The sequence below is a fragment of the Neobacillus sp. DZ-9 genome (assembly GCF_059587065.1).
In genome coordinates, this window is record NZ_JCAIOL010000002.1 from 300367 (window position 1) to 322586 (window position 22220).

Below are 22220 nucleotides of genomic sequence, written 5' to 3' on the forward strand. Positions count from 1 at the left end.
ATTATTCCCTTCCGAGTCGAAATGTTTCATAAACGGTCCAAGAACCATTTTCTAATTGATATAGAAGATGGAAACGGTCAACTGTTTCTTCGTGATTTAATTTAGTCATACGGAGTGAACCATAAACATCGGAATGTTCATCATTGGATAGCTCTTGACCAATTGTAATATGCGGGACAAAGGCGTATTCTAAGTTTTGCTCGCTAAATTCTTGATTGATTTCGGCATGAAGAGCAGTTAACTCTTCCGTAGGATCTGCTTTAAAATAAATTACATTATTAACAGGCTGAAATGAACTGATTTTGGCTGTTTTTAATGTGAAAGAATTTGTATTTCTGGCAATTTGTCGTAACTTTTCAGCAAATTCCTTTGCATCTTCTTCCGTCGCATCAAAAGAATTTTTTAAAGTAAGATGTGGAGTAATTAGGGCATAGTGCGGGTCATAGCGTTTTCGATAGGAATTAGCTAAATCCTGAAGCTTTTTGGATGGAAAAATAACAACGCCAAATTTCATAAGTATACCTCCATATTGAAGAAATTATTTTTATAGAAAAATAAATGCTGTATTTAGCCTTCCTAACATTATATCAAATTTTCTAAATTTATTAAATAATTAAAAATGAACCGATAAGATTTTGGTTCGTTAGACGTAAGTCTAAAATAACATTTTAAGTGCCCTTCTTAGATCGGGCTGCCAATATGTCCACGTGTGATTTCCGTTAAATTCCTCATAAAAATATGTAAATGGTCTCTCTTTTAGAAGCTTGGAGAGCTGTCTATTAGGTGTTAGGAAGTCACCTAGTTTGCCGTTCGTCATTTGCACTTTAGTCTCTTGCTTTCCGATGATATGGTAAATGTCTAAAAGCTGCGGTTCAGAAAAGTCAGCGACTAATTCCATCACTTGTTGGTCTACATATGGTGACTGCAAAAGCACTTTTCCAAATGTATGCGGATATTGAAGCGCTGTCATTAACGATACAGTCGCTCCCAGAGAATCTCCAATTAATGCTCTAGTTGAACCCATATGATAAGTAGGGAATTCCTGGTCTAAAAAAAGAACTAATTCATGGGCAAGGAAGCGGATGTAGGCCTGAGTTTGTACACCCTCGGGGTGGTATTTTTTGCGGCGGTCTTCCACATTTTTATAGGGTACCCCAACAATTATTAAATTTTCAATTTCCCTTTCAAAAAGATACTCGTCTGCTAAGCGTCCGATTCTGCCAAGTTGAAAATAATCCCGGCCATCCTGGGCGATTAGCAGTGAGTATTTATATAGTGGTGAAAAGTTTGCAGGCAGATAAATAAGCAGCTGCATTTCTTCTCCAAGCTCTTTGCTATGAAAGGTAAGTTCTTTAATCGTGCCTTTTGGAAACTTCATGTGACATAACCCCCAATAAATCGATAGAATACAACTGCATTTTATCATATCTTGAATGGAAATGCTTTTAGGTATGGGGACTAGGACCTGAGGGGATTTTGTGCAGTAGTTAGTGAAGGTAGCTTTTTTTAGAGCGGGATTCAGGCATGATGGATAAGATATTTTCACGTTTAAAGGTACGGATTTGTTTCCTAAGAAGGCAATAGGCACGAATATATTCGTCGGATATTTCCTTAACGATTAATGAACGCTGTGACAATTCTTGATTTTCAGCGAGATAAATCATTTCTAAAGGAATATTTTCTTCAATTGAACGAATAAATAGTCCATCCATATAAATCACTCCTTTCATTTATTAATATTATTATAACCGAACATTAGTTCTTTATTCAATAATAAATAGAACTTATGTTCTTGTTTGTTTGATTAATGTTTTCCAAAAAAGTTATTGACATTCTATAAATTTTTTATATAATTAAATTTGTACTTAATAATCGATCTGTTAGCTCAGCTGGGAGAGCGCAACCTTGACAGGGTTGAGGTCGGGGGTTCGAACCCCTCACAGGTCATCGCAAATCCTAACATCAATACGATGTTAGGATTTTTTTGTGCAAAAAAAATGGATAACATGTAATGGAATGAATATTACAGTTTTAGATAACAAAATCTATAAATGATGGAGGTGAGAATATGAAGAAACTCATAAATGGTGTGATTTGTATTGTTTTTCTTGGTTTTCTGGCAGCCTGTGGCGGCGGCAATGATAAGGATACTGCAGATAATAATAAAACTACCACTAAAAAAACCGAGGAAAAAGCGCCAGCCACTAATACTGCTAATGCTGATGCTACCTTTCAGCAAACCTGTTCAGCCTGTCATGGCGCAGATTTAAAAAGTGGCAGTGCACCAGATCTAGATAAGATTGGTTCGAAATATTCAAAGGCTGAAATTCTGAATATTATCCAAAACGGGAAAGAAGGCGGTATGCCAGCGGGACTCCTTAAAGGCGATGACGCTGATGCAGTTGCTACCTGGCTTTCAGAGAAAAAATAAATGTAAAAAAACCAGAATGGTGTTGAGAACCAATCTGGTTTTTTTTATTATGGATATTTGAATATTCAGGAAAAAGATTTTATAATTTAACTGAACCAAAATAATAGTTTTTGAAGGAGACGAGTGGAGTATGGAGAAAGTCAGTGCCGAGAGTAAAGGTTATTTTGGAGAATTTGGCGGAAGTTTTATACCTGAGGAGCTTCAACAGGTAATGAACGTATTGGAAGAACAATTTTTAAAATATAAGGATGATTCTGAGTTCCAAGAGGAGTTCAAATACTATTTAAAAGAATATATTGGTAGGGAAAATCCGTTAACGCTAGCTGAAAATTTAACTAAACAGCTTGGCGGAGCTAAAATTTATTTAAAAAGGGAGGATTTAAACCATACCGGCGCCCATAAAATTAATAATGCCATTGGTCAAATATTATTAGCGAAGCGAATGGGAGCAAAGCGAATCATTGCCGAAACAGGTGCTGGTCAGCATGGTGTAGCAACTGCCACAGCATGTGCGATGTTTGGAATGGAATGCGTGATTTACATGGGCAAGCTCGATACAGAACGCCAGGCGTTAAACGTATTTCGGATGGAATTGTTAGGCGCAAAAGTAGTTCCTGTGGCTAAGGGACAAGGCCGTTTAAAGGACGCAGTAGATGAGGCTCTGGGCGATTTGGTGCAAAACTATCAAAATACTTTTTATTTACTAGGTTCGGCAGTGGGACCACATCCATATCCAACAATGGTCAAACATTTTCAAGCGATTATAAGTGAGGAATCTAAGCGACAGGTGCTTGAAAAGGAAGGAAAGCTCCCGACTGCGGTAATTGCCTGTGCAGGCGGCGGAAGCAATGCGATTGGAGCTTTTGCCCATTATATTGAAGAGAAAAATGTCCGCCTAATTGGCGTAGAACCTGCCGAGGCGCCAACTTTAACGGAGGGAGTTCCGGCTGTTATTCATGGATTCAAGTGTTTGACGCTCTTAGATGATAATGGGGAACCAAAACCAACGTACTCAATCGCGGCAGGCTTGGATTATCCAGGTGTTGGACCTGAGCACAGCTATTTGAAAACAAGTGGCAGAGCGGAGTATGCAACGGTAACTGGTCAGGAAGCGTTGGAAGCTTTTCAACTATTAAGTAAAACGGAAGGAATAATCCCAGCCTTGGAGAGCTCTCATGCGGTTGCCTATGCTATTAAGTTAGCAAAAGAATTGTCAAACGATGAGGTAATTATCGTGAACCTATCAGGCCGCGGTGATAAGGACGTAGAACAAGTTTTTCATATGCTAAAAAAATAAATCATGGTGACTGACACAATAGGAAGAAGAATTGCTGGTGACTTAACTGGCGATTCTTTTTTTGTTCAAATAAATTTATAAAATTTATTGTTGGAAAATTATTAAGAAGAGCGCTTCGTGATATAGAACTAGCCAAGGTAGAAGCTTAATAGAGAGATAACTATTAGGAGATAAAAAGTGCCCGATCAATTTTTGACCGGGCGTTTATTATTTTACCTTTGTTTATCAAGAAACTCTAACACTCTTTTATTTACTAAATCATTTGCTTCCGTCACATAAATGTGTCCCGCAGCTTTGATGGTTAGAAATTCTGCATTTGGAATTTTCTCTGCTAAGGTTACACCATTTTCATAAGGAACTAACCTATCCTCATCCCCGTGGATGACGAGCACAGGTACTTTAATTTGTTTAATTTCATTGTAGGTGTCATGGGATAGGCAGGCTTGCAATTGAAGCATATAAGCATAAGGGAGAATCGGAAGCTCAATTCTTTTATTGATATCCTCTGCAATTAGTTCCCGCTGATTTTCGATAAACGATTGACTATAGAGAATTGGAGCCGTTGCCCAGGCCATTTCCTCAGGAGTGGCTGTTGAAGAAGCTCTTGATAACATAAGCATCGAGACATCCGCACTAGGTTGTACATGATTGACACCTCCAGAGGTTGTACAGCCAAGGATAAGTGAGCGGACCTTTTCTGGATACTTAATGGCAAATCGTTGCGCAATCATACCTCCCATCGAAATACCATAAACATGGGCAGATTCAACCCCCGCAGCATCCAATACGGCTTTTGTATCTTCTGCCATGAGCTCAATGGAATAAGGGGTGTTCGGTTTTCCGCTGAGACCTACGCCTCGATTGTCGAAAATAATAACCTTGTAATGCTCACTTAAAGCCGGCAAAGTTCTAAACCAGGATTTTGAATTAAGTGACAATCCCATAATTAGCAGCAAAGGTTCACCTTCACCATGTACTTCATAATAAAGATCAATTCCATTTGCATTTGTTATAGGCATATAGGGCAACTCCCTTTCTTCTAGATAATAATAGATTATATGATTTCGATTGCTTTGCAAGAACCTAAAGCCTTCAAAAAGACCTATTACGGTTATTGAAAGATGAAAAATATTATATAGGAATATTGTTTTTATGAATATAAGGGTAATAAAGGGAGGAAGATGAAATACTATTTGGTTGAATTACCCATGTATTATTAATGTTTGTATCTGTCGAACGGAAAATTTTTCGACAATTTACGCTATTATTTTTTAGAAGTAAATCTATAAAGCACTTAATTTAAGAGTATTATCAAGAGTTTTCTATCCGAATCTCATTTGACCAAAGGACAATTGCAGAAAAATGTCGAGAATGATAGGTTTACAAATCTATACTTTTCTACAATAATTATAATTATATTAATATTCTAATTATTTTAATAGTTAATACATAACATCAAGGTAGGACAGCAATTTTAATAAGAATGTTGATATGACAATATCATGAGGAGGCATCATGTTTTATGGTTTATCAGCAAAAGCCGTGGTTGAAAGTTTATGATTCGAGAATTGATGAACATGTTCAGATTGAGAACAATTCCCTTTATGATTTCTTACAAGGTGCAGTGGACCGTTATAAAGACAAACCTGCTTTCACATTCTTTGGAAATGTTTGGTCATTTAACGCTACAAAAGTAATTACAGATCAATTGGCCTCGTCATTACATAGAGCGGGATTTACAAAAGGTGACCGTTTGGCCATAATGCTTCCCAATTCCCCTCATTACATTTTCACCTTATTTGCGACCTTTCGCTTAGGTGGAATTGCTGTCCAAGTTAACCCGATGTACGTTGAAAGAGAAATTGAGCATGTTTTGCAGGATTCAGGCTCTGAATATATGGTCGTTTTAGATGCTTTCTATCAAAAAGTAAAAAAAGTTCAGCCTGAGACATCATTGAAAAAGATTCTTGTTGTCAGCTTTGGAGGAGAACGTTTTGACCTTGCTGATGGGGATCATTATTTCGATGAATTCCTTATTGGAGAATTGAATATTCCTGAGGTAGAAATTGACCTATTTGAAGATGTAGCCGTTTTACAATATACAGGTGGAACTACAGGACTTTCCAAAGGTGTTATGCTTACCCATAATAATCTTTTAGCAAACTTCAATCAAGTGTGTGAATTTGCCTATAAAACCTGTGAAAACAAACCAGAAGATTTTAAGATGATAACTGTTTTGCCAATGTTCCATGTATATGGTCTCTCGAGTGTTGCACTTTGCGGAATTAGGGAAGGAGCAAATCAGATTATCTTACCACGATTTGATCCTAAAGAAGTAATGGAGATTGTTAAGAGAGAAAAACCATTCCAACTGTCTGGTGTTCCTACCATGTTTTTTGCTTTAAACAGTCAAGAGGGACTGGAGGATTGTGGGTTTGACCAACTTTATTACATTGGAAGCGGCGGAGGTCCACTACCAGTTGAACAAGCAAAATTGTTTGAAAAGAGGACTGGTTTAAGGTTACTGGATGGGTATGGTCTTTCAGAGGCATCTCCAACCGTCATTTTTAACCCTCCATTCGTGCCAAGGAAATTTGGCAGCATTGGTATTCCTGTCCAAAGCACACTCGCAAGAATTGTCCATGAAACAGGTGATGGAATTGCTGATGTACCTGTTGGCGAAGCAGGGGAATTAATAATTCAAGGTCCACAAGTAATGAAAGGTTACTGGAACCGTCCAGAAGAGACAGCGGCAACATTAAGAGATGGATGGCTGTTTACAGGAGATATCGCCAAAATGGATGAGGATGGATACTTTTATATTGTTGACCGTAAGAAGGACATGATTATTGCAAGCGGCTACAATGTCTATCCGTGTGAAATTGAAGAAGTGCTTTATCAGTTAGAAGCAATTGAAGAAGCACTGGTAATTGGGGTTCCAGACCCGTACCGCGGAGAAACGGTGAAAGCATTTGTCAAGATAAAAGCGGGGTATTCGATTTCTGAAGAGGAAATTAAACAGTTTGGCAAGGAAAAACTTGCACCATATAAGGCTCCGAAGGAAGTAGAAATTCTTCCTGAACTGCCAAAATCATCAGTCGGCAAATTATTAAGAAGGGTTTTAAGAGATCAAGAAGAAATAAAAATAAAGGCTTAATAAAAATAAATGCTTAATAAAAAAATGGAGGGGTAAAGATGAGTTTGATAGATTTATTTAGTCTAAAAGGAAAAACGGCGATTGTTACTGGTGGCGGCAGGGGCTTAGGTCAGCAAATTGCAGAAATATATGCCGAAGCTGGAGCCAATGTTGTAATTTGCTCTAGAGATATCGAAGCTTGTCAGGAATTAAGCGATGTATTGAAAGAAAAAGGAGTTCGCTCACTTGCATTTAAGTGTGATGTATCCAATCCTGACGACATCCAGCATGTTGTGGACGAAACAGTAAAAGAATTTGGCCGAATTGATATTTTAGTCAATAATAGCGGGACAAGCTGGGGAGCGCCTGCCTTAGAGATGCCAGCTGATAAATGGGATAAAGTAATGGACATTAACCTTAAAGCAGTCTTCTTATTTTCCCAGGCAGCAGGTAAAGTGATGAAGGAACAGCGCTCTGGTAAGATTATTAATATTGCCTCAATTGCCGGAATGGGTGGCCAGAATCCATTAGTAATGGATGCGATTGGTTATTCCGTCAGTAAGGGTGCTGTTATCACGTTAACGCAAGAACTAGCAGTTAAATTAGCGCCTTATAATGTTCATGTGAATGCGATTGCACCTGGTTTTTTCCCTACCAAAATGACAAAAGCTATTTTGGGCTATTCAGGAGAGAAAATTCTTGAGCGTACACCAGCTGGACGTTTTGGCTCCGATGAAGATATGAAAGGGCCAGCACTTTTCCTTGCTTCAAGTGCTTCAGATTATGTAATGGGCCATGTTCTAGCTGTTGATGGGGGATCGTCAGCAGGAGTTCTCTAAGCAATTATCAATAAAGCTGAATATTTTTTGAATTTTTAACAAATTGTAAATTGACTTAAAGGCCTGAATTTACTATGATTAGATAAACATACCGACCGGTTAGTTATGAGGGAATTTAATGGATTCCGAACACCAAGATCGAATGACTTTTTATAAAAAACTTGAAGATGAGCTCAATAAAAGCATCCATGCCCGTTCCAATTGTCGTTCCTTTACTCGCGCCTTTGGAAGGGGAATGGATGAGCATCTTTCCCGATTAAAGATTCACAGAAGGTTAACAACTAGGTGGTTGAACCGCTTAGATCTGGCGAATAAAGATGAAATAGCTGAACTTTCTGTAAGAATGGTAGATTGTGAGGAAAAGCTGGATTTTCTGGACGAGACAGTTTATATATTAACAAAAAGCCTGAAGGAGAACCGACTTAAGCTTAAAAAAGTCCAAAAATCACTTGAAGAATTATTGACTATTTTAGAAAAAGAAGTAAAGACAATCCAAGTTTATAAAATAAAGAAACTAGAGAAAGAGCTGTTGGAATTAAAGCAGCTATTTATTACAGATTTTGAGATGGAGGAGAATATTGATGGCAAAGAAAAATGAAAAAGAGCTCGAAGCAGTAATTGAAAATCAAGAATCAGAATTTCGTCCTGAAGAACAGCTATCAAGCTTAGACATGTTGTGGAGACTTGGATTTGATGAATTAGATTCATGGGCTGAAAGATTTAACACGCGGGATGATCTATTCCTGAAAGCAGCAAAAAGCTTTGTTGAAAGAATTAGAAGTAATCAAGAAAATATTAAAGCAATTACAGAGCAATTTAACAAAGAGCTTAAGGAATGGGAAAAAGGAGCACGAGAGGAGTTACTTGTAACGACAACGTCCATCCAGCAATTTTTCCCAATTAAATCGTATGAAGAAATCAATCAAGTGGTTGATGATATTCAGACTAAGACTACTTCTCTGCTTTTAACACCATTCCGTTCGTTAACGAATGGCCAAGCAATTGAAAAGTACTTAGAAGCGCTGGAACAATATATTTCTTTTAGAAAAACAGGCCGAGAAAAATATGTTGACAGCGTAAAGAAAACAACGAATGTGGTCTATGAAAATCAAAGAATATTTGCAAATTTATTTGCAAAACAAGTTAAATCGGCGATGTTCCCATTTCAACAATATATGAAAGGCGTAACTGAACTTACAAATAAATGATAATAATGCAGGGGTGGAAACGATGACAGGCAAAAAAACATATGATCCATATGAATCTCTTCATAAGTTTAGCCAATTATGGGAAAAGCAGATAAATGATTTTATCTATCTTTGGACGAATAATAAAGAATTTGTCAAAATGTCCAATGTTGGAACAGAGGTTCATTCCCGTTATCTTGATCAATTTAAAAAAAATCAAGAAGCACTTGCTAGTGTTTTAAATTTGCCTACTAAAAATGATGTGACGAACGTGGCAGCCTTGACGATTCAGGCAGAAGAAAAAATTGAAGCTCTTGAGGAACAAATTTGGGATCTACAAGATTCTGTAAAGTCTCAAAGCAAGGATATTGAGAGTGTTGTAGAAGTATCCAAGGAAATTATTAAACTGACAAAGCAGCTTAAAACAGAGCTGGTGAAAACAAAAAAAGAGCTTTCAGATTCTAAGGATTTACATGCCGAGCTGCAGGAAATGAAATTTGAACTCTTAAAGTTAAATGATTTTAAAGCAGAATTTGAAACACTAAAAGGTTTGATTGAAAAAGACAAAGGTGCTGAGCGTGAGCTTGCTGGTGCCGGGGCTACCAAATAATAACAGAATGGAGGGAAGATAGTGGCAACAGAATCACCTTTAAAGAACGTAATCCCCGATTTGAATTATGAGAAGGAAATGCAGCGCTGGTCACAGGTGTTTAAGATTTTAAGTGAACCAGAGCCCCAAATAGGGCTTACTCCAAAAAATGAAGTATGGAGAAAGAATAAGTCGGTATTATGGCATTATCCTGCCAAACAGAAAAAGTATGAGATTCCATTATTTTTAGTGTATTCACTTTTTAATAAACCGTATATTTTAGATATTGCTCCAAAGGCTAGTGTGGTCGAGGGCCTTACTAATATGGGCTATGAAGTGTATTTATTAGACTGGGGTACACCTGGCTATGAAGATAAGAAAATTGGTTTAGACACCTATATTGATAAATATTTAAGAACGGCAGTAAAAAGGGCCATTCGTCATTCCGGTGCGGAAGAAATTACCCTTGTCGGTTACTGTTTAGGCGGAACTATAGCTTCACTCTATGCTGCAGTTGCAGATGAACCAATTAAAAACTTGATTGTAGCAACGGTGCCAATCGATTTCGGCCCATTCGTGGGACCGGATAAATGGGCTGAAGGTATGAGAAATGGTGATATGAATATTGACCATTTTATTGATGTTTATGGAAATATGCCACCTCAATTAGTTGAAGGCATGTTCAGAGCCATTGGAGCACCAATTTATTTTACAAACTATACCATGCTTTTAAGCAGGGCTCACGACCCGCGTTATGTGGATAAGTGGCGTAGAATGAATAAATGGACAATTGACCAGGTTCCATTTGCAGGGGAAGCATACCGCCAATTGGCGAATGACTTTTTCAAAGAGAATAAGCTCGTAAAAGGAGAATTTATGATCGGCAACAAAAAAGCGGATCTAAAGAATATTAAGGCGAATCTTTTCGTCGTTTCTGGCTCCAGAGATCATTTGATTTTGGAAGAACAGAGCAAGCCGATAATGGATTTAGTCTCAAGTGAGGATAAAACCTATATCGTGGTAGAATCTGGCCATGTTGGTATGGCGCTGTCCGGAATGTTTGCTGGCATTGTCGATAAATGGGCTGCAGGTCGTTCTAATCCGATATAAAATTATTCTGTAATAAAATCCAGTACAAGTAAATATATAATAAGTATGAGTAATTGGGGAGGAGGAAGGAACTCATTCCTTCCCCACTAACTTGCCCTTTTGTGTTTATTTAAAAAGTTGCGTAGTACTTCGTTGAAGGCTTCCTTCGCTTCAAGTTTAGCAATATGGCCAGTGTTTCTGAAAATAACAAACTCCGAATGGCGAATTTGTTTATGCATGAGTAATTGAACCCAAACGGGGATCACTGAATCATATTGACCTCCAATGATTAGGGTTGGAACTTTAATTTTAGGAAGCAGGCTTAGATTATTAACTTTTAGACACGCTTCCATTGATTTAAAATAATATTCACTATTTGGTTTGTAAAATTGATAAAAGTGATCAAAATTTTCCTTTGACCATGAGTAAAGACAAACCCTTGCAGCTGTTTCTTTTAGGTCGTCAGGAGACTTATTTTCCGCACGCGCTTCCCTGAATTTCAAAAATAACTTCCCAAGCTGCTTCGGTGCATAATGGAAGGTGCTGACAAGCATTAAGGAACGGCACATTTCAGGAGCCTGGCGATAAATTTCCTGTGCAACCATCCCCCCCATAGATAAGCCGCAAATGTGTGCGCTTTCAATTTCAAGACCCTTTAAAAGGGAGATGACGTCGAGAGCAAAATTTTTAATTGATATCTCACCAGGTGATTGATATTCACCATGACCCCGTAAATCGGGAATGATTAAGTCATATTGATCGGCAAATTCAAATTGATTAGACCATCCCTCCTTAACTTCTCCTAGACCGTGAATAAAAACTAATGGCTCACCAGTACCGAGTCTTAAATAGGGAATTCCTGTACAGCTTTTGAATACTTCACTCAAAATGCATTCCTCCTCAAGTTTTAATAATAATTTATGTTTCCAACATTCCTAAGGTATAAACATTTATAAGATTCTGATTATTTTATTATATAATCAGTATTGACAGATTATGACACATAGGTGTAAATTACATATATAGACTAGCTAAGAAAATGCATACATAGAATCTGAAGTTCCAATTGAGGAACAAGCAAAAAGGAGAGGGATAAACTATGACTACTAAGAAAGTTGATCAAGAAGCAGTATTTGATTCCAATCGTTTTGTAGACACATTCTGGAATCAATATGAGCAATCATTAAATCGAGCAAGAAAGCTGCGTGAAAGAAGAGAAGATGCGTATCTTAATGTTGTAAAAGAAGCGGTAAAGTTTAATCAAGAATTTAGAGGCTCAGTTGCCAATCTTTTTCAAACTTCCAGGCAAACAGGTACAGAACTTGTTAAAGGCGTTTCCAGCAACCTGGCTAAAAGAGTGGATGAAAATCAGGCAATACGCCCTGAATTGAAGGATCAGTTAGGTGAAGTATCTGAACGAATCGAGCAGATAACTATGGCTCCACTTGCAGCGGGTCTAGATTTACTTCAACGATTTGAGGAAAATTTTGTTGAGGGCAGTGAAAACTATGTGAAATATGCAAGAGAGCGCCGTAATGGATGGCAAAAAGTTTCCGATGAATATTTAAAGGCTGCAAGGGAAAACCACAAAAAGGTAGCTCGTCGCCTTGAGGAAAGCCGAAAAGTTTTAGTAAGCTCTAAATAAGGAAAAGATTTAAACTCCACTGACCTCAAATAGTGGAGTTTTTTCGTTTTCTTTCCAAATGGAGGTACTTTGCGTTAAGATAGAGGATAAGATAATTACTTTGAAAATGAGGTACAGTTCATGATTAAAAAGTATATGACATTCCAAAAGAATAATGGGATTGCTCCATATATTTGGACTGTTCTCTGCATTTTACCGTTTTATTTCATTTTTCAAGCGCCCACCACCCTTGAAATCGTTGTAGGAATTTTACTTACGCTGCTATTTTTTATCCTTTATCGGATAGCGTTTATTTCGAAAGGATGGCCTGTCTATCTTTGGACATTAATCCTTATTGGTATCTCCATAACAGCGACCAGTCTATTCAGCTATGTTTATTTTGCCTTTTTTCTTGCCTATTTTATTGGAAATATAAAAGATCGCGCTGCTTTTTTAACCTTGTATTTTATTCATCTTCTCAGTACATCGGCATCGATTAATTACAGCATCGTTATGCATGAAAAGCTCTTTTTACAGCAATTGCCGTTTGTCATTATCATTTGGATAAGTGTGATCCTTCTTCCATTCAGTATTTATAACCGGAAGGAAAGAGGGCAGCTTGAAGAAAAATTGGAATATGCCAATAAAAAAATTTCTGAGCTGGTAAAATTGGAGGAACGGCAGCGGATAGCCCGGGATCTTCATGATACATTAGGACAAAAGCTTTCCTTGATTGGATTAAAGACGGATTTGGCAAGAAAATTGATCACGAAAGACCCCGAGCAAGCTAGGAATGAATTGAAGGATGTTCAGCAAACGGCAAGGACGGCTCTAAGTGAAGTAAGAAAAATGGTTTCTTCGATGAGGGGTATTCGTATAAAAGATGAAATTTTCCGAGTTAAGGAAATTCTGAAGGCCGCCCAAATTCAATTAGTTTGTGAAGAAGAATTCACTCTGACGAATGTTTCGTTATTGACTGAGAATATATTAAGTATGTGCTTGAAAGAGGCCGTTAATAATGTGGTCAAACATAGCGGAGCCACATCTTGTTATGTTTCAATTGAGCAATCGTGGAAGGAAATTGTATTAACCATTCGTGATGATGGTAAATTTAAAGGTACAGAAGGGTTTTTAGCAGAAGGGCATGGACTAATTGGAATGAAAGAACGGCTTGAATTCATTAACGGCAGTCTTGAAATTGTGACTAACAATGGAACAACCTTAATCCTAAAAGTACCGAATGATGTGAAGCCGCATTTGGATAAGGAGGAGCGAAAATGATAAGAATCGTTATCGCTGAGGACCAGCAAATGCTTCTAGGGGCCTTTGGATCACTGCTTAATTTGGAAGAAGACATGGAAGTTGTAGGAAAGGCCTCAAATGGGGAAGAAGCTGTCTCACTTGTGAAAAAATTCAAACCAGATGTCTGTATCATGGATATTGAGATGCCGGGAAAAAGTGGACTTGAAGCAGCTGAGGAGCTTAAAGGACTTGGCTGCAAAGTAATCATCCTAACTACATTCGCTCGGACGGGGTATTTTCAACGGGCATTAAAGGCTGGGGTTAGCGGGTATTTATTAAAGGACAGCCCTAGTGATGAACTAGCGGGATCAATCCGCAGCGTGATGGCAGGCAGAAGAATTTATGCACCGGAATTAATGGACGATGTATACGGTGAAGAAAATCCTTTAACTGACCGTGAAAAAGAAGTGTTAGAGCTTGTTGCTGATGGCAAAAATACAAAAGAAATTGCAGAGGAACTCAGCATTAAAGCGGGAACCGTTCGAAATTATATCTCCATCATCTTAGATAAACTTGAAGTAAAAAACCGTATCGAAGCAATTACCCAATCGAAGGAAAAAGGCTGGTTTAAATAAATCATATTTACATTAATTAAACATCAGAACCACCAAGCATCTAAGGAGCTTGGTGGTTTTTTAGACTGCTTGAAATTTCCCTAGAAAGCTTTGAATGTAGTCAAAAATCTCGTTTGGACGTTCTTCGGGGATTGCATGGCCAGTTTCTTTAAGTATTATCAGTTCAGAATTAGCTAAATCTTTGTTTAGTTTTTCGCCAACTTTAAGCGGCATGGACTTATCATGGTCACCCCAGAGCAGCAGGCAGGGAGTTTTGATTTCCTTTAGGATTTCCGGTGGAAGGTCCCCTTCACGGTCCCTTATCATTCTAGTCAGAGCAACAAAGATTTCATCCTCTAAAAAGGGCTGTAAATAACCGTTTATCATTTCTTCATTTATGATTGAGTGATCATAAAGCGCCTCTTGGAGATTCTTTTTCACCCCTGTTCTAGCGAACCAATACTTCACAAATAGGTGAAAGTAAGGAATGTAACTGGTTAGGACTAGAGGCAGTTTTGATCGTTTGAGATAGGCCGAACTGCACAGCAAAATGGCCTTATCAGCAAGCTCAGGCATCATGTGAAGAATATTCAAGACAATCTGCCCACCCATTGAATGCCCGATAAAGGTCATCTTTTTTAATCCAAAAGACTCTGTAAGTTTAATGACCGTTTGAGCTAAATTCTTATAAGAGTAGACATATCGATTGCATTTTGCGCTTTTCCCAAAAGGGGGAAGATCAACTGATAGCACTTGATAATCTTTTTTGAGTAAGGAAATTAAATGGCGAAAAGTGAAGGTGGAAGAAAGAAAACCATGTAGTAAAACGAACGTTTTGTCCGATTTTTGATTAGGATAAAATTCATAATAAACATTAATGTTATTTACTGGAATAAAACCAGTTAAGACATCCTGCTTCATCAATTCCTTCCTCCCATTCCAAAATTAATAGTTTAAATTAATTTTCCCCAATTTTTCAACCTTACACCAATAAAAATTTTGGCAATCTTATTTAAGTTTTTCAATTTTTTTGTTTTTTTTGAAATAAAATGTTTGAATTTTTAGAAAACTACTAGTATAATAAAAAAAAGCTCAAGGAGTTGATTTCCATGGAAAAGAAATTGCTAAATTCACCACAACATTCTGATGAAAATACAGATTCGGCTGTTGCAGAGATGTTTTTAAACAATGCCATTAAAGAATTTAAGAGGGAAAAGCTCCGCAAGGAAATCGACCAAACATTACAAGACGGGAACAAAGTTTTATTCCTAGAGTTAACGGAAGAGCTAAAGAAAATTTCCTAATTCAATGACAAACGTATTTACGACTAAAAAATGAAGCCCTATCCATTACGTGGATATGGGCTTCATTCTGTTTGCAGGTATTATTAAATTAAGTTCGCTGCTTCATCAATGAATAATTTTGAAATCATTGATAGGGTTCTATTTTGATTATAGACGAGGTAGAAGTATCTTTCTTCCGTGAAATCATCAAGATCATATATTTTAATGGAATTATGCTTTGCATGTTCCTTGGCTGCGACTTCTGAAATAATCGATATCCCAATGTCTTGCATCACAAATTGGATAATACTCTGGACACTGTCGGTATAAGTTATTATATTCATGTCTTCTTTTTGAATTTTATTCCTCTTTAGAACTCTTTCTATCGTCGCATTAGTCCCTGAAGCAGAATTTCTCATAATAAAGGGATATTTAGTGATGGTCTTTATGGTCATCTTTTCCATCAGCGGCACCTGATTTGAAGTTACAAGGACTAATTTTTCTTTTAATAAGGGAATGAAATGGAGCTTATCATTTTCATATTTTTCACCCAATATCCCAATATCAACAGAACCATTAAGCACCTGTTCAGCAACAAATTTGGAAGAGGATTGATTAATATGAAATGTTGCATTAGGAAATTGCTCTCTAAATCGCTTGACCATCTTTGGTACAAGATATTGTCCTGGGACAGAACTGGCTGACATTCGGATCATTCCCCGTAACTCTGTCATTCCTTGATTTAAGTCCAGCAAGGCTTGCTCCTTTAAGAATAAAATTTTTAGTGCCCACTGGTACAAACGTTCACCATGAGGAGTAAGGACAATTTCCCTTCCCACGCGGTCAAATAGATTAACATTCAGCGTTTTTTCTAATGAATGAATATGAGAGCTTACCGTTGATTGGCTTAAAAAAATATCCTCAGCTGCTTTTGAGAAGCTTTTATGCTCCACAACCTTTGTAAAAACATATAACTGATGCAAATCCATGCCTATACGCCACCTATATAAAAAGTCGATTGGGTTCTATAGAATTAATAGATAAGTTAAATAAATACTATTATAGCATTACCTAAAAATCATAAAGCAAAAAAAGAAGCCCCATCCACTTGGAAGGGACTTCTTTTCCTTTTTCATGATATTAGTTATCATCATCGCCGCTGTGTCGATTTTGATGTGCGCCATCCTCTGTTTTGTTATCGTCATCGCCGCTATGTCTGTTTTGGTGTGTCCCATCGTCAGCTTTTTGGTCGTCATCGCCGCTATGTCTGTTTTGGTGTGTCCCATCGTCAGCTTTTTGGTCATCATCGTCGCTGTGTCTGTTTTGATTCACGCTATCAACGGTTTTATTATCGTCATCGCCGCTATGTCTGATTTGATGTGCTCCATCCATTGTTTTATTGTCATCATTCACGCTATTATTAGCAGACTGTGAGCCATTACTATCATCGGACTTTACCTTAATAAATGTCTTTCCATGCTCTGTTTCGATTTCAACCTTTTGCCCATTTACACTTGTTTTGACTTTACTCTTACTGTCATCCTGATGAATCGAGTCATCGGCTCGAGTATCATTTTTTGATGCACTTGCAAATGCCGCACCACCCAGAATTAATAATGTAGATACCGCCCCAACAATAATCTTATTTTTCATTGTAAATTCCTCCTTCAAATTTGTTTCTACAATGATAGAATATCCAGCGAAGATTAGAGGATAGGGAAGAGAAACATTAGAAAATAATGAGAATAGTTATTGTTTCTCTCGTGGGCGTTATCAGTTATCATTATGTTTCTTATCGTCTTTTTTTTGATCATCATCAGCTTTACTATCGACCTTATTGTCATCATCCTCTTTTTTACGGTCATCCCATGTTACAGAAAGCACCTTGCCGGTTATGGCATGTACTTGGACAACAGCCTCCTGGCCGGATGGTGATTTTACTTTAATAAGGTAATAGGTGACATTGCCTTTTGTTTCAAGCCAAATATGGTCCACAATTCCCTTTACCTGAGTAATGGCAATCTGCCCGGCCTCTGCTTCAGTTAAACTCTTTGGCGGTTCATTAATATTGATTGCTTCTGTTGAGAGGATTGAGCCTGTTAAGGCATCAACGGTAATCGTTGTCTGTTTGCCTTCTGTAGTGACAACAGCATTGTAAATAAGACTTCCATTACTCTCCAATTTTTCTAAAGACGCAATTGTCCCATTTGCCTCAGTTAGGATGATTGCTTTTATTTTTTCTTCCGATAAAACTGTTGAAGGCGGTTCATCAGGGAGTATGGTTTTGTTATCTAACTTCTGTAAAGATATTATTTTTCCGTTTGTGGCATCTATCTTGATTCGATATAGAAGTTTTTGTTTTTCTAATTTCATCTGATATTGTTTGCCTGCCAGTTTAATTTGTGTGACCGTTCCCAGGTATCGGTTTTCGACGAGTATTTTTGCTTCCTTTTCTGATATAATTTCAGCATTTGCCTTTGAAGGTCCAAGCTTATTCCAGCCTATAAAAATAACACCTGCCAAAAAAACACAAAGAATCAGCCATTTTCATCCTTTTTTCTTCATTTTTCCACCTCACCACATATGCATACTCTTATTTTCTTATATGAAAATTAGAAAATGCTGAGAAAATGGTTATTTTCTTACCTTTTTAGAAAAAGAGTTGCAGTGGTTCCAACCCCTTCTTTGCTATCAAGCTGCAGACTTACATCAATGGCGTCTGCGATTTCCTTTGCTAATGAGAGTCCAAGGCCAGAACCTCCTTTATTTCTATTTCTGGCCTTATCAACTCGGTAAAAGCGATCAAAAACCTTTGTCAGCTCTTCAGTGCTCATGCCTATACCGCGATCCATTATCTTGATATAAGCCTCACCATTCATAATTCCTGTAGCAACTTTTATCGTGTCATCACTATATTTTCGTGAATTATCAAGAAAGATATATAATAGCTGCTTTAATTTTTTTTCATCAGTAATAACAATTAGTGGAGGATCACCGTCATTTTCCTCGGCATAGTGAATGTCAATGTTATAAGCATTCCGGAAAGTAATTAATGTTTGTTTTAAAAAATTTTTTAGATTAATTTCTATCTTATGAATGTTCCATTGTTCGTGATGTTTTGCAAGTAATAATAGCTGTTCGGTCATGTCTTTCATACGTATGGTTTCTGAATGAATAGCTTCAATTGATTCGTTGAAAATTTTTGGGTCAGCCAAACCTCTTCTTTTTAATAGGCTGGAATAGCTCTCAATGATTGTTAAAGGGGTTTTAAATTCGTGCGAAGCATTGGAGACAAACATCTTTTGTTTTTCATAATTGGTTTCAAGTAAATCAATCATATGGTTAAAGGTCTTGCCCATTTGATAAAGTTCATCCTTTGACTTTTCCTCGATTATTAGTCGTTTAAAGCGGCCGCTCTGCCTAATTTCGGTCATCGTCTTGATCATCGAGGTCACCGGCATGGTAATCAGCTTGCTTAGAATCCTGCTCGAGACAATCACTGGAACCAATGCAAGGAAGGTAACCAAGATGAGAACAAGGCGAAGAATATTTAAATTATTTGTGGTTGTTTTTATGCTTTTTATGATTTGAAGGTTCCCTTCATTACCGTCAGACATTATGATTGGTATTGATTCAAAGATATAGGATTGATTTTGAAATTCAATGAATTGACTGATTTCAGTATCGGAAAATTTCGTATTTCTTTCTTTAAGTTTATTTTCAGTAGAACTTGTCACTGAAATGCTTTGTTGGTTATCTTTTGGAACAAATCGAATCATTCCGTCTATAGGAACATAAGAGCGAAGCAAATCCAAATCGGGAACGGAGCCGAGTGACTGACCTATGGCATCTGCAGTTTTTTTTAATTCCCTATTAGCAGTTTCTATCTCACTACCGAGAAGTAATTTGCTAAAAGAAATATACACTGAAAAATTCATGATAATTAAAAGGAAGGCAAACAAGACAGCCGTTGACATATTGATTTTACTGCTTAGCTTCATTTGGCTTCCTTCAATACATAACCGACCCCGCGGACAGTGTGAATTAAGGCTGGCATATTTGGAAGGTCTATTTTCTTCCTTACGTAACGAATATACACATCAACAACATTTGTATCTCCCATAAAGTCATAACCCCATACAGCCTCTAATATTTGGTCCCTGTTTAATACTTGACGTTTATTGATTAATAAATAAACGAGCAAATCAAACTCCCTAGGAGTTAAATCGATGGAATATTGTCCACGTAATATTTCACGCGTTTTTTGATTAACTTTTAAATCAGCAAAAGTTAAGACATCGGTTTCGCCTATATTTTGTTCAACTTCTTTTACTATTTTGAATCTCAGGGCAGCACGAATTCGTGCAAGAACTTCCTCAATTTGAAAAGGCTTGGTTATATAGTCATTGGCACCGTAATCGAGACCTGAGACTTTATCTTCTACAGACCCTTTTGCTGTTAATAATAAAACAGGAGTTTGTTTATCATTTAATCGAATCCGGCGGAGCAGTTCAATTCCACTTAAGCCGGGGAGCATGACATCTAATAAAACTAAATCCCATTCACCAGCCCGATATGCATCAAATGCCTCCAAACCATCCATCACTTTTGTAACGGTATATCCTTCATACTCAAGTTCAAGCTCAAGTAGCCTGGCAATCTTTTCTTCATCCTCAACAACCAATATTGATTCTTTATTCATCGAAGGCTCCCCCCCTAAGTTCCAAAATTCAAATAATTCCAATGATTCATTTTATTACTTTTTTTTCCACAGAAGCACTAGTTTATCCTTCTTATTGCGGACAATAAAAAAACATTCAATAAATAATTCTTAAGTGAATGTTTAAGTTTATATTTTGTTAAAGTATGATGAATAAAGAGAATTTGATAGGAGTGAATGATTTGCAGCAGTTTCATGTGTATAGTAAAAAAATACCATATTCATATTCAAGGTTTTTCCATCAATTTCGTAACCTCGCTCAAAACAGTAAGTATCACGTTTTATTAGAAAGCGGACGTGGAGGACGTTATAGTATTGCAGCCTTTGACCCTGAAACAATTATGAAAGGGAAAAATAATCAGCTGGAAATAATAAATGAAAACGGTACAGAATCAATTGCAGGAAATCCCCTTTATTTATTAAAGGAATGGATGGACAAGTATCACGTCGATAAAATAGAGGGTCTCCCTAGTTTTTTAGGCGGAGCAATCGGATACATAAGCTATGATTACGCTCGTTATATTGAAAAGCTTCCAAAATTAGCGAAGGATGATTTAGATACACCTGATATTTTCTTTTTTATCGTTAAAGAATGGTTTGTATTTGATCACGAAAATGATACTTTATGGTTAATGTTTTTAGCTGAGAATGATCGGAATATCGATGAGAAGCTTTCTGTTTGGGAAAGCCGCTGGCATCAGGAAACTTCTGCGCCCTCACGTTCAAGGGACAGGGAGATTGACAACAATCATTTAGAGGTTTCAATGACGGAGAAAGAATTTAAAGAAGCAGTCAAACAGATTCAGCAATATATTGCACAAGGGGATGTGTTCCAAGTCAATCTCGCAGTGCGCCAATCCAAACCGCTGCAAGTAGAAGCGATTGATGTTTACCAACAATTAAGGTCTTTAAACCCATCTCCATATATGGGGTATTTTCATACGCCAGACTTTCAGCTCGTAAGCGGTTCGCCAGAGCTTTTAGTGAAAAAGAGTGGAGATGAAGTTAGCACACGGCCGATTGCTGGTACCCGTTCTAGAGGGAAGGACCATGAAGAGGATGTCAATCTTGCCAATGAATTAATCGAGAATGACAAAGAACGAGCAGAACATGTGATGCTTGTCGACCTTGAGCGGAATGACCTTGGGAGAGTATGCAAATACGGAACTGTCGAAGTAAATGAATTTATGGTGATCGAAAAATACTCTCATGTGATGCACATTGTGTCAAATGTAAGGGGAGAATTAGCGGATGATAAAACAAGCTTTGATATCATTGACGCGGTATTCCCCGGAGGAACGATAACGGGTGCACCCAAAGTAAGGACCATGGAGATAATTGAAGAGCTTGAGCCTGTTCGAAGGGGAATTTATACGGGCTCTCTTGGCTGGATAGATTTTAGCGGGGATTTAGAATTAAACATTATAATTCGAACGATGCTTGTAAAGGATGGTATGGCACATGTTCAAGCTGGTGCAGGAATAGTGATTGATTCCAATCCTAAACATGAATATAAAGAATCACTGAAGAAGGCAGCAGCGTTATGGAAAGCAAAAGAAATGGCAGAAGGGTGAGCAGCAATGATTTTTATGATTGATAATTATGATTCTTTTACCTTTAATTTAGTTCAATACCTAGGAGAGCTTGGAGAAGAATTAGTCGTGAAACGAAACGATCAAACCACGATTAAAGAAATAGATGCATTAAAGCCAGGATTTTTAATGGTTTCACCTGGGCCGTGCAGTCCTAATGAAGCAGGGATTAGTTTGGAGGCAATTCACGCTTTTGCAGGACGTACACCTATTTTCGGTGTTTGTCTTGGGCATCAAGCCATTGCTCAGGCCTTTAACGGGGAAGTTGTTCAAGCAGAACGGCTCATGCATGGTAAAACATCCGAAATGTATCATGACGGGAAAACCATTTTTCAAGGGCTGCCCAATCCGTTCCAGGCTACCAGATATCACTCCTTAATCGTCAAAAGAGAAACATTGCCTGAGTGCTTTGAGATTTCAGCATGGACAAAGGAAGGGGAAATTATGGCGATTCGACATAAAGAGCTTCCGATAGAAGGGGTACAGTTCCACCCAGAATCAATCATGACAACATGCGGTAAAGAGTTATTGCGCAATTTCGTCCAACATTATCGAAATGTTCAATTGGTAAATTAAT

Annotated in this window: 25 protein-coding genes and 1 tRNA gene; 15 read left to right on the forward strand and 11 right to left on the reverse strand. The window is 37.5% G+C overall.

The genetic code is table 11. The features are described from left to right. Position 1 precedes the first annotated feature (1 nt). From AC59HZ_RS05985 to AC59HZ_RS05995, 3 genes are all read right to left on the reverse strand, one after another. Complete coding sequence (locus AC59HZ_RS05985; protein WP_496544945.1) at positions 2 to 514, reverse strand: YjcG family protein; 513 nt, start codon at positions 512 to 514, stop codon at positions 2 to 4. 141 nt (positions 515 to 655) lie between these two features. Further along, a complete protein-coding gene (locus tag AC59HZ_RS05990) occupies positions 656 to 1378 on the reverse strand; it encodes an alpha/beta hydrolase (protein WP_496544946.1) in 723 nt (240 codons plus the stop codon). Positions 1379 to 1487: 109 nt separating this feature from the next. Beyond that, positions 1488 to 1712: a hypothetical protein gene (locus tag AC59HZ_RS05995; RefSeq protein ID WP_496544947.1), complete on the reverse strand. Its 225-nt coding sequence runs from the start codon at positions 1710 to 1712 to the stop codon at positions 1488 to 1490. 162 nt (positions 1713 to 1874) lie between these two features. On the opposite strand from AC59HZ_RS05995, the gene AC59HZ_RS06000 reads away from it, so the two are divergent. The 3 genes from AC59HZ_RS06000 to trpB all read left to right on the forward strand — a co-directional run bounded on the left by AC59HZ_RS06000 (position 1875) and on the right by trpB (position 3728). Further along, a tRNA-Val gene (locus AC59HZ_RS06000) sits at positions 1875 to 1947 on the forward strand. Between the two features lie 121 nt (positions 1948 to 2068). Continuing rightward, positions 2069 to 2431, forward strand: a complete 363-nt coding sequence (gene cccB, locus AC59HZ_RS06005; protein WP_496544948.1) for a cytochrome c551 — start codon at positions 2069 to 2071, stop codon at positions 2429 to 2431. Positions 2432 to 2561: 130 nt separating this feature from the next. After that, entirely contained in the window at positions 2562 to 3728 is a 1167-nt protein-coding gene (gene trpB, locus AC59HZ_RS06010; protein ID WP_496544949.1) for a tryptophan synthase subunit beta, read from the forward strand. 212 nt (positions 3729 to 3940) lie between these two features. Here trpB and AC59HZ_RS06015 read toward each other — a convergent pair whose 3' ends face one another. Beyond that, entirely contained in the window at positions 3941 to 4747 is an 807-nt protein-coding gene (locus tag AC59HZ_RS06015) for an alpha/beta fold hydrolase (RefSeq protein WP_496544950.1), read from the reverse strand. Between the two features lie 503 nt (positions 4748 to 5250). Between AC59HZ_RS06015 and AC59HZ_RS06020 the strand changes: the two genes are divergently transcribed. The 6 genes from AC59HZ_RS06020 to AC59HZ_RS06045 all read left to right on the forward strand — a co-directional run bounded on the left by AC59HZ_RS06020 (position 5251) and on the right by AC59HZ_RS06045 (position 10589). Beyond that, on the forward strand, positions 5251 to 6885 hold the full coding sequence (locus tag AC59HZ_RS06020) for a long-chain-fatty-acid--CoA ligase (protein ID WP_496544951.1): 1635 nt from the start codon (positions 5251 to 5253) through the stop codon (positions 6883 to 6885). 38 nt (positions 6886 to 6923) lie between these two features. Then, positions 6924 to 7703 carry an SDR family oxidoreductase gene (locus tag AC59HZ_RS06025; protein ID WP_496544952.1) on the forward strand — a complete coding sequence of 260 codons (780 nt, stop codon included), beginning with the start codon at positions 6924 to 6926 and terminating at the stop codon, positions 7701 to 7703. 118 nt (positions 7704 to 7821) lie between these two features. Then, the gene (locus AC59HZ_RS06030) at positions 7822 to 8301 is read left to right on the forward strand and encodes a hypothetical protein (RefSeq protein WP_496544953.1); all 480 of its coding nucleotides are present in this window, start codon (positions 7822 to 7824) and stop codon (positions 8299 to 8301) included. Next, positions 8285 to 8911 carry a hypothetical protein gene (locus AC59HZ_RS06035; protein WP_496544954.1) on the forward strand — a complete coding sequence of 209 codons (627 nt, stop codon included), beginning with the start codon at positions 8285 to 8287 and terminating at the stop codon, positions 8909 to 8911. Before AC59HZ_RS06030 ends, AC59HZ_RS06035 begins: the two co-directional genes overlap by 17 nt. A 22-nt stretch (positions 8912 to 8933) precedes the next feature. Beyond that, on the forward strand, positions 8934 to 9500 hold the full coding sequence (locus AC59HZ_RS06040) for a polyhydroxyalkanoate biosynthesis repressor PhaR (protein ID WP_496544955.1): 567 nt from the start codon (positions 8934 to 8936) through the stop codon (positions 9498 to 9500). A gap of 21 nt (positions 9501 to 9521) precedes the next feature. Beyond that, entirely contained in the window at positions 9522 to 10589 is a 1068-nt protein-coding gene (locus AC59HZ_RS06045; RefSeq protein WP_496544956.1) for an alpha/beta fold hydrolase, read from the forward strand. A gap of 86 nt (positions 10590 to 10675) precedes the next feature. On the opposite strand, the gene AC59HZ_RS06050 is transcribed toward AC59HZ_RS06045, so the two are convergent. Further along, the gene (locus AC59HZ_RS06050) at positions 10676 to 11455 is read right to left on the reverse strand and encodes an alpha/beta fold hydrolase (protein ID WP_496544957.1); all 780 of its coding nucleotides are present in this window, start codon (positions 11453 to 11455) and stop codon (positions 10676 to 10678) included. Between the two features lie 212 nt (positions 11456 to 11667). On the opposite strand from AC59HZ_RS06050, the gene phaP reads away from it, so the two are divergent. The 3 genes from phaP to AC59HZ_RS06065 all read left to right on the forward strand — a co-directional run bounded on the left by phaP (position 11668) and on the right by AC59HZ_RS06065 (position 14069). Further along, entirely contained in the window at positions 11668 to 12213 is a 546-nt protein-coding gene (phaP, locus tag AC59HZ_RS06055) for a polyhydroxyalkanoic acid inclusion protein PhaP (protein ID WP_496544958.1), read from the forward strand. A gap of 120 nt (positions 12214 to 12333) precedes the next feature. After that, positions 12334 to 13473: a sensor histidine kinase gene (locus tag AC59HZ_RS06060; protein ID WP_496544959.1), complete on the forward strand. Its 1140-nt coding sequence runs from the start codon at positions 12334 to 12336 to the stop codon at positions 13471 to 13473. After that, positions 13470 to 14069: a response regulator gene (locus tag AC59HZ_RS06065; protein ID WP_496544960.1), complete on the forward strand. Its 600-nt coding sequence runs from the start codon at positions 13470 to 13472 to the stop codon at positions 14067 to 14069. Before AC59HZ_RS06060 ends, AC59HZ_RS06065 begins: the two co-directional genes overlap by 4 nt. 60 nt (positions 14070 to 14129) lie before the next feature. Here AC59HZ_RS06065 and AC59HZ_RS06070 read toward each other — a convergent pair whose 3' ends face one another. Continuing rightward, positions 14130 to 14969: an alpha/beta fold hydrolase gene (locus AC59HZ_RS06070; RefSeq protein WP_496544961.1), complete on the reverse strand. Its 840-nt coding sequence runs from the start codon at positions 14967 to 14969 to the stop codon at positions 14130 to 14132. Between the two features lie 188 nt (positions 14970 to 15157). Here AC59HZ_RS06070 and AC59HZ_RS06075 point away from each other — a divergent pair, with 188 nt between their 5' ends. Next, positions 15158 to 15352 carry an IDEAL domain-containing protein gene (locus AC59HZ_RS06075; RefSeq protein ID WP_496544962.1) on the forward strand — a complete coding sequence of 65 codons (195 nt, stop codon included), beginning with the start codon at positions 15158 to 15160 and terminating at the stop codon, positions 15350 to 15352. 83 nt (positions 15353 to 15435) lie between these two features. On the opposite strand, the gene AC59HZ_RS06080 is transcribed toward AC59HZ_RS06075, so the two are convergent. The 5 genes from AC59HZ_RS06080 to AC59HZ_RS06100 form a co-directional block, all read right to left on the reverse strand. After that, positions 15436 to 16320 carry a selenium metabolism-associated LysR family transcriptional regulator gene (locus AC59HZ_RS06080; protein WP_496544963.1) on the reverse strand — a complete coding sequence of 295 codons (885 nt, stop codon included), beginning with the start codon at positions 16318 to 16320 and terminating at the stop codon, positions 15436 to 15438. A gap of 151 nt (positions 16321 to 16471) precedes the next feature. Beyond that, positions 16472 to 16984: a hypothetical protein gene (locus AC59HZ_RS06085; RefSeq protein ID WP_496544964.1), complete on the reverse strand. Its 513-nt coding sequence runs from the start codon at positions 16982 to 16984 to the stop codon at positions 16472 to 16474. A gap of 120 nt (positions 16985 to 17104) precedes the next feature. Beyond that, positions 17105 to 17854 carry a PepSY domain-containing protein gene (locus AC59HZ_RS06090; RefSeq protein ID WP_496544965.1) on the reverse strand — a complete coding sequence of 250 codons (750 nt, stop codon included), beginning with the start codon at positions 17852 to 17854 and terminating at the stop codon, positions 17105 to 17107. A 119-nt stretch (positions 17855 to 17973) separates the two neighbouring features. Beyond that, on the reverse strand, positions 17974 to 19332 hold the full coding sequence (locus AC59HZ_RS06095; RefSeq protein WP_496544966.1) for a sensor histidine kinase: 1359 nt from the start codon (positions 19330 to 19332) through the stop codon (positions 17974 to 17976). Next, a complete protein-coding gene (locus AC59HZ_RS06100; RefSeq protein WP_496544967.1) occupies positions 19329 to 20033 on the reverse strand; it encodes a response regulator transcription factor in 705 nt (234 codons plus the stop codon). The genes AC59HZ_RS06095 and AC59HZ_RS06100 overlap by 4 nt, the downstream gene beginning before the upstream one ends. A 200-nt stretch (positions 20034 to 20233) precedes the next feature. Between AC59HZ_RS06100 and pabB the strand changes: the two genes are divergently transcribed. Both pabB and pabA read left to right on the forward strand, forming a co-directional pair. Next, positions 20234 to 21625: an aminodeoxychorismate synthase, component I gene (gene pabB / locus AC59HZ_RS06105; RefSeq protein ID WP_496544968.1), complete on the forward strand. Its 1392-nt coding sequence runs from the start codon at positions 20234 to 20236 to the stop codon at positions 21623 to 21625. 6 nt (positions 21626 to 21631) lie between these two features. After that, positions 21632 to 22219, forward strand: a complete 588-nt coding sequence (gene pabA / locus AC59HZ_RS06110) for an aminodeoxychorismate/anthranilate synthase component II (protein ID WP_496544969.1) — start codon at positions 21632 to 21634, stop codon at positions 22217 to 22219. The last annotated feature ends 1 nt before the right edge of the window (position 22220 follow it).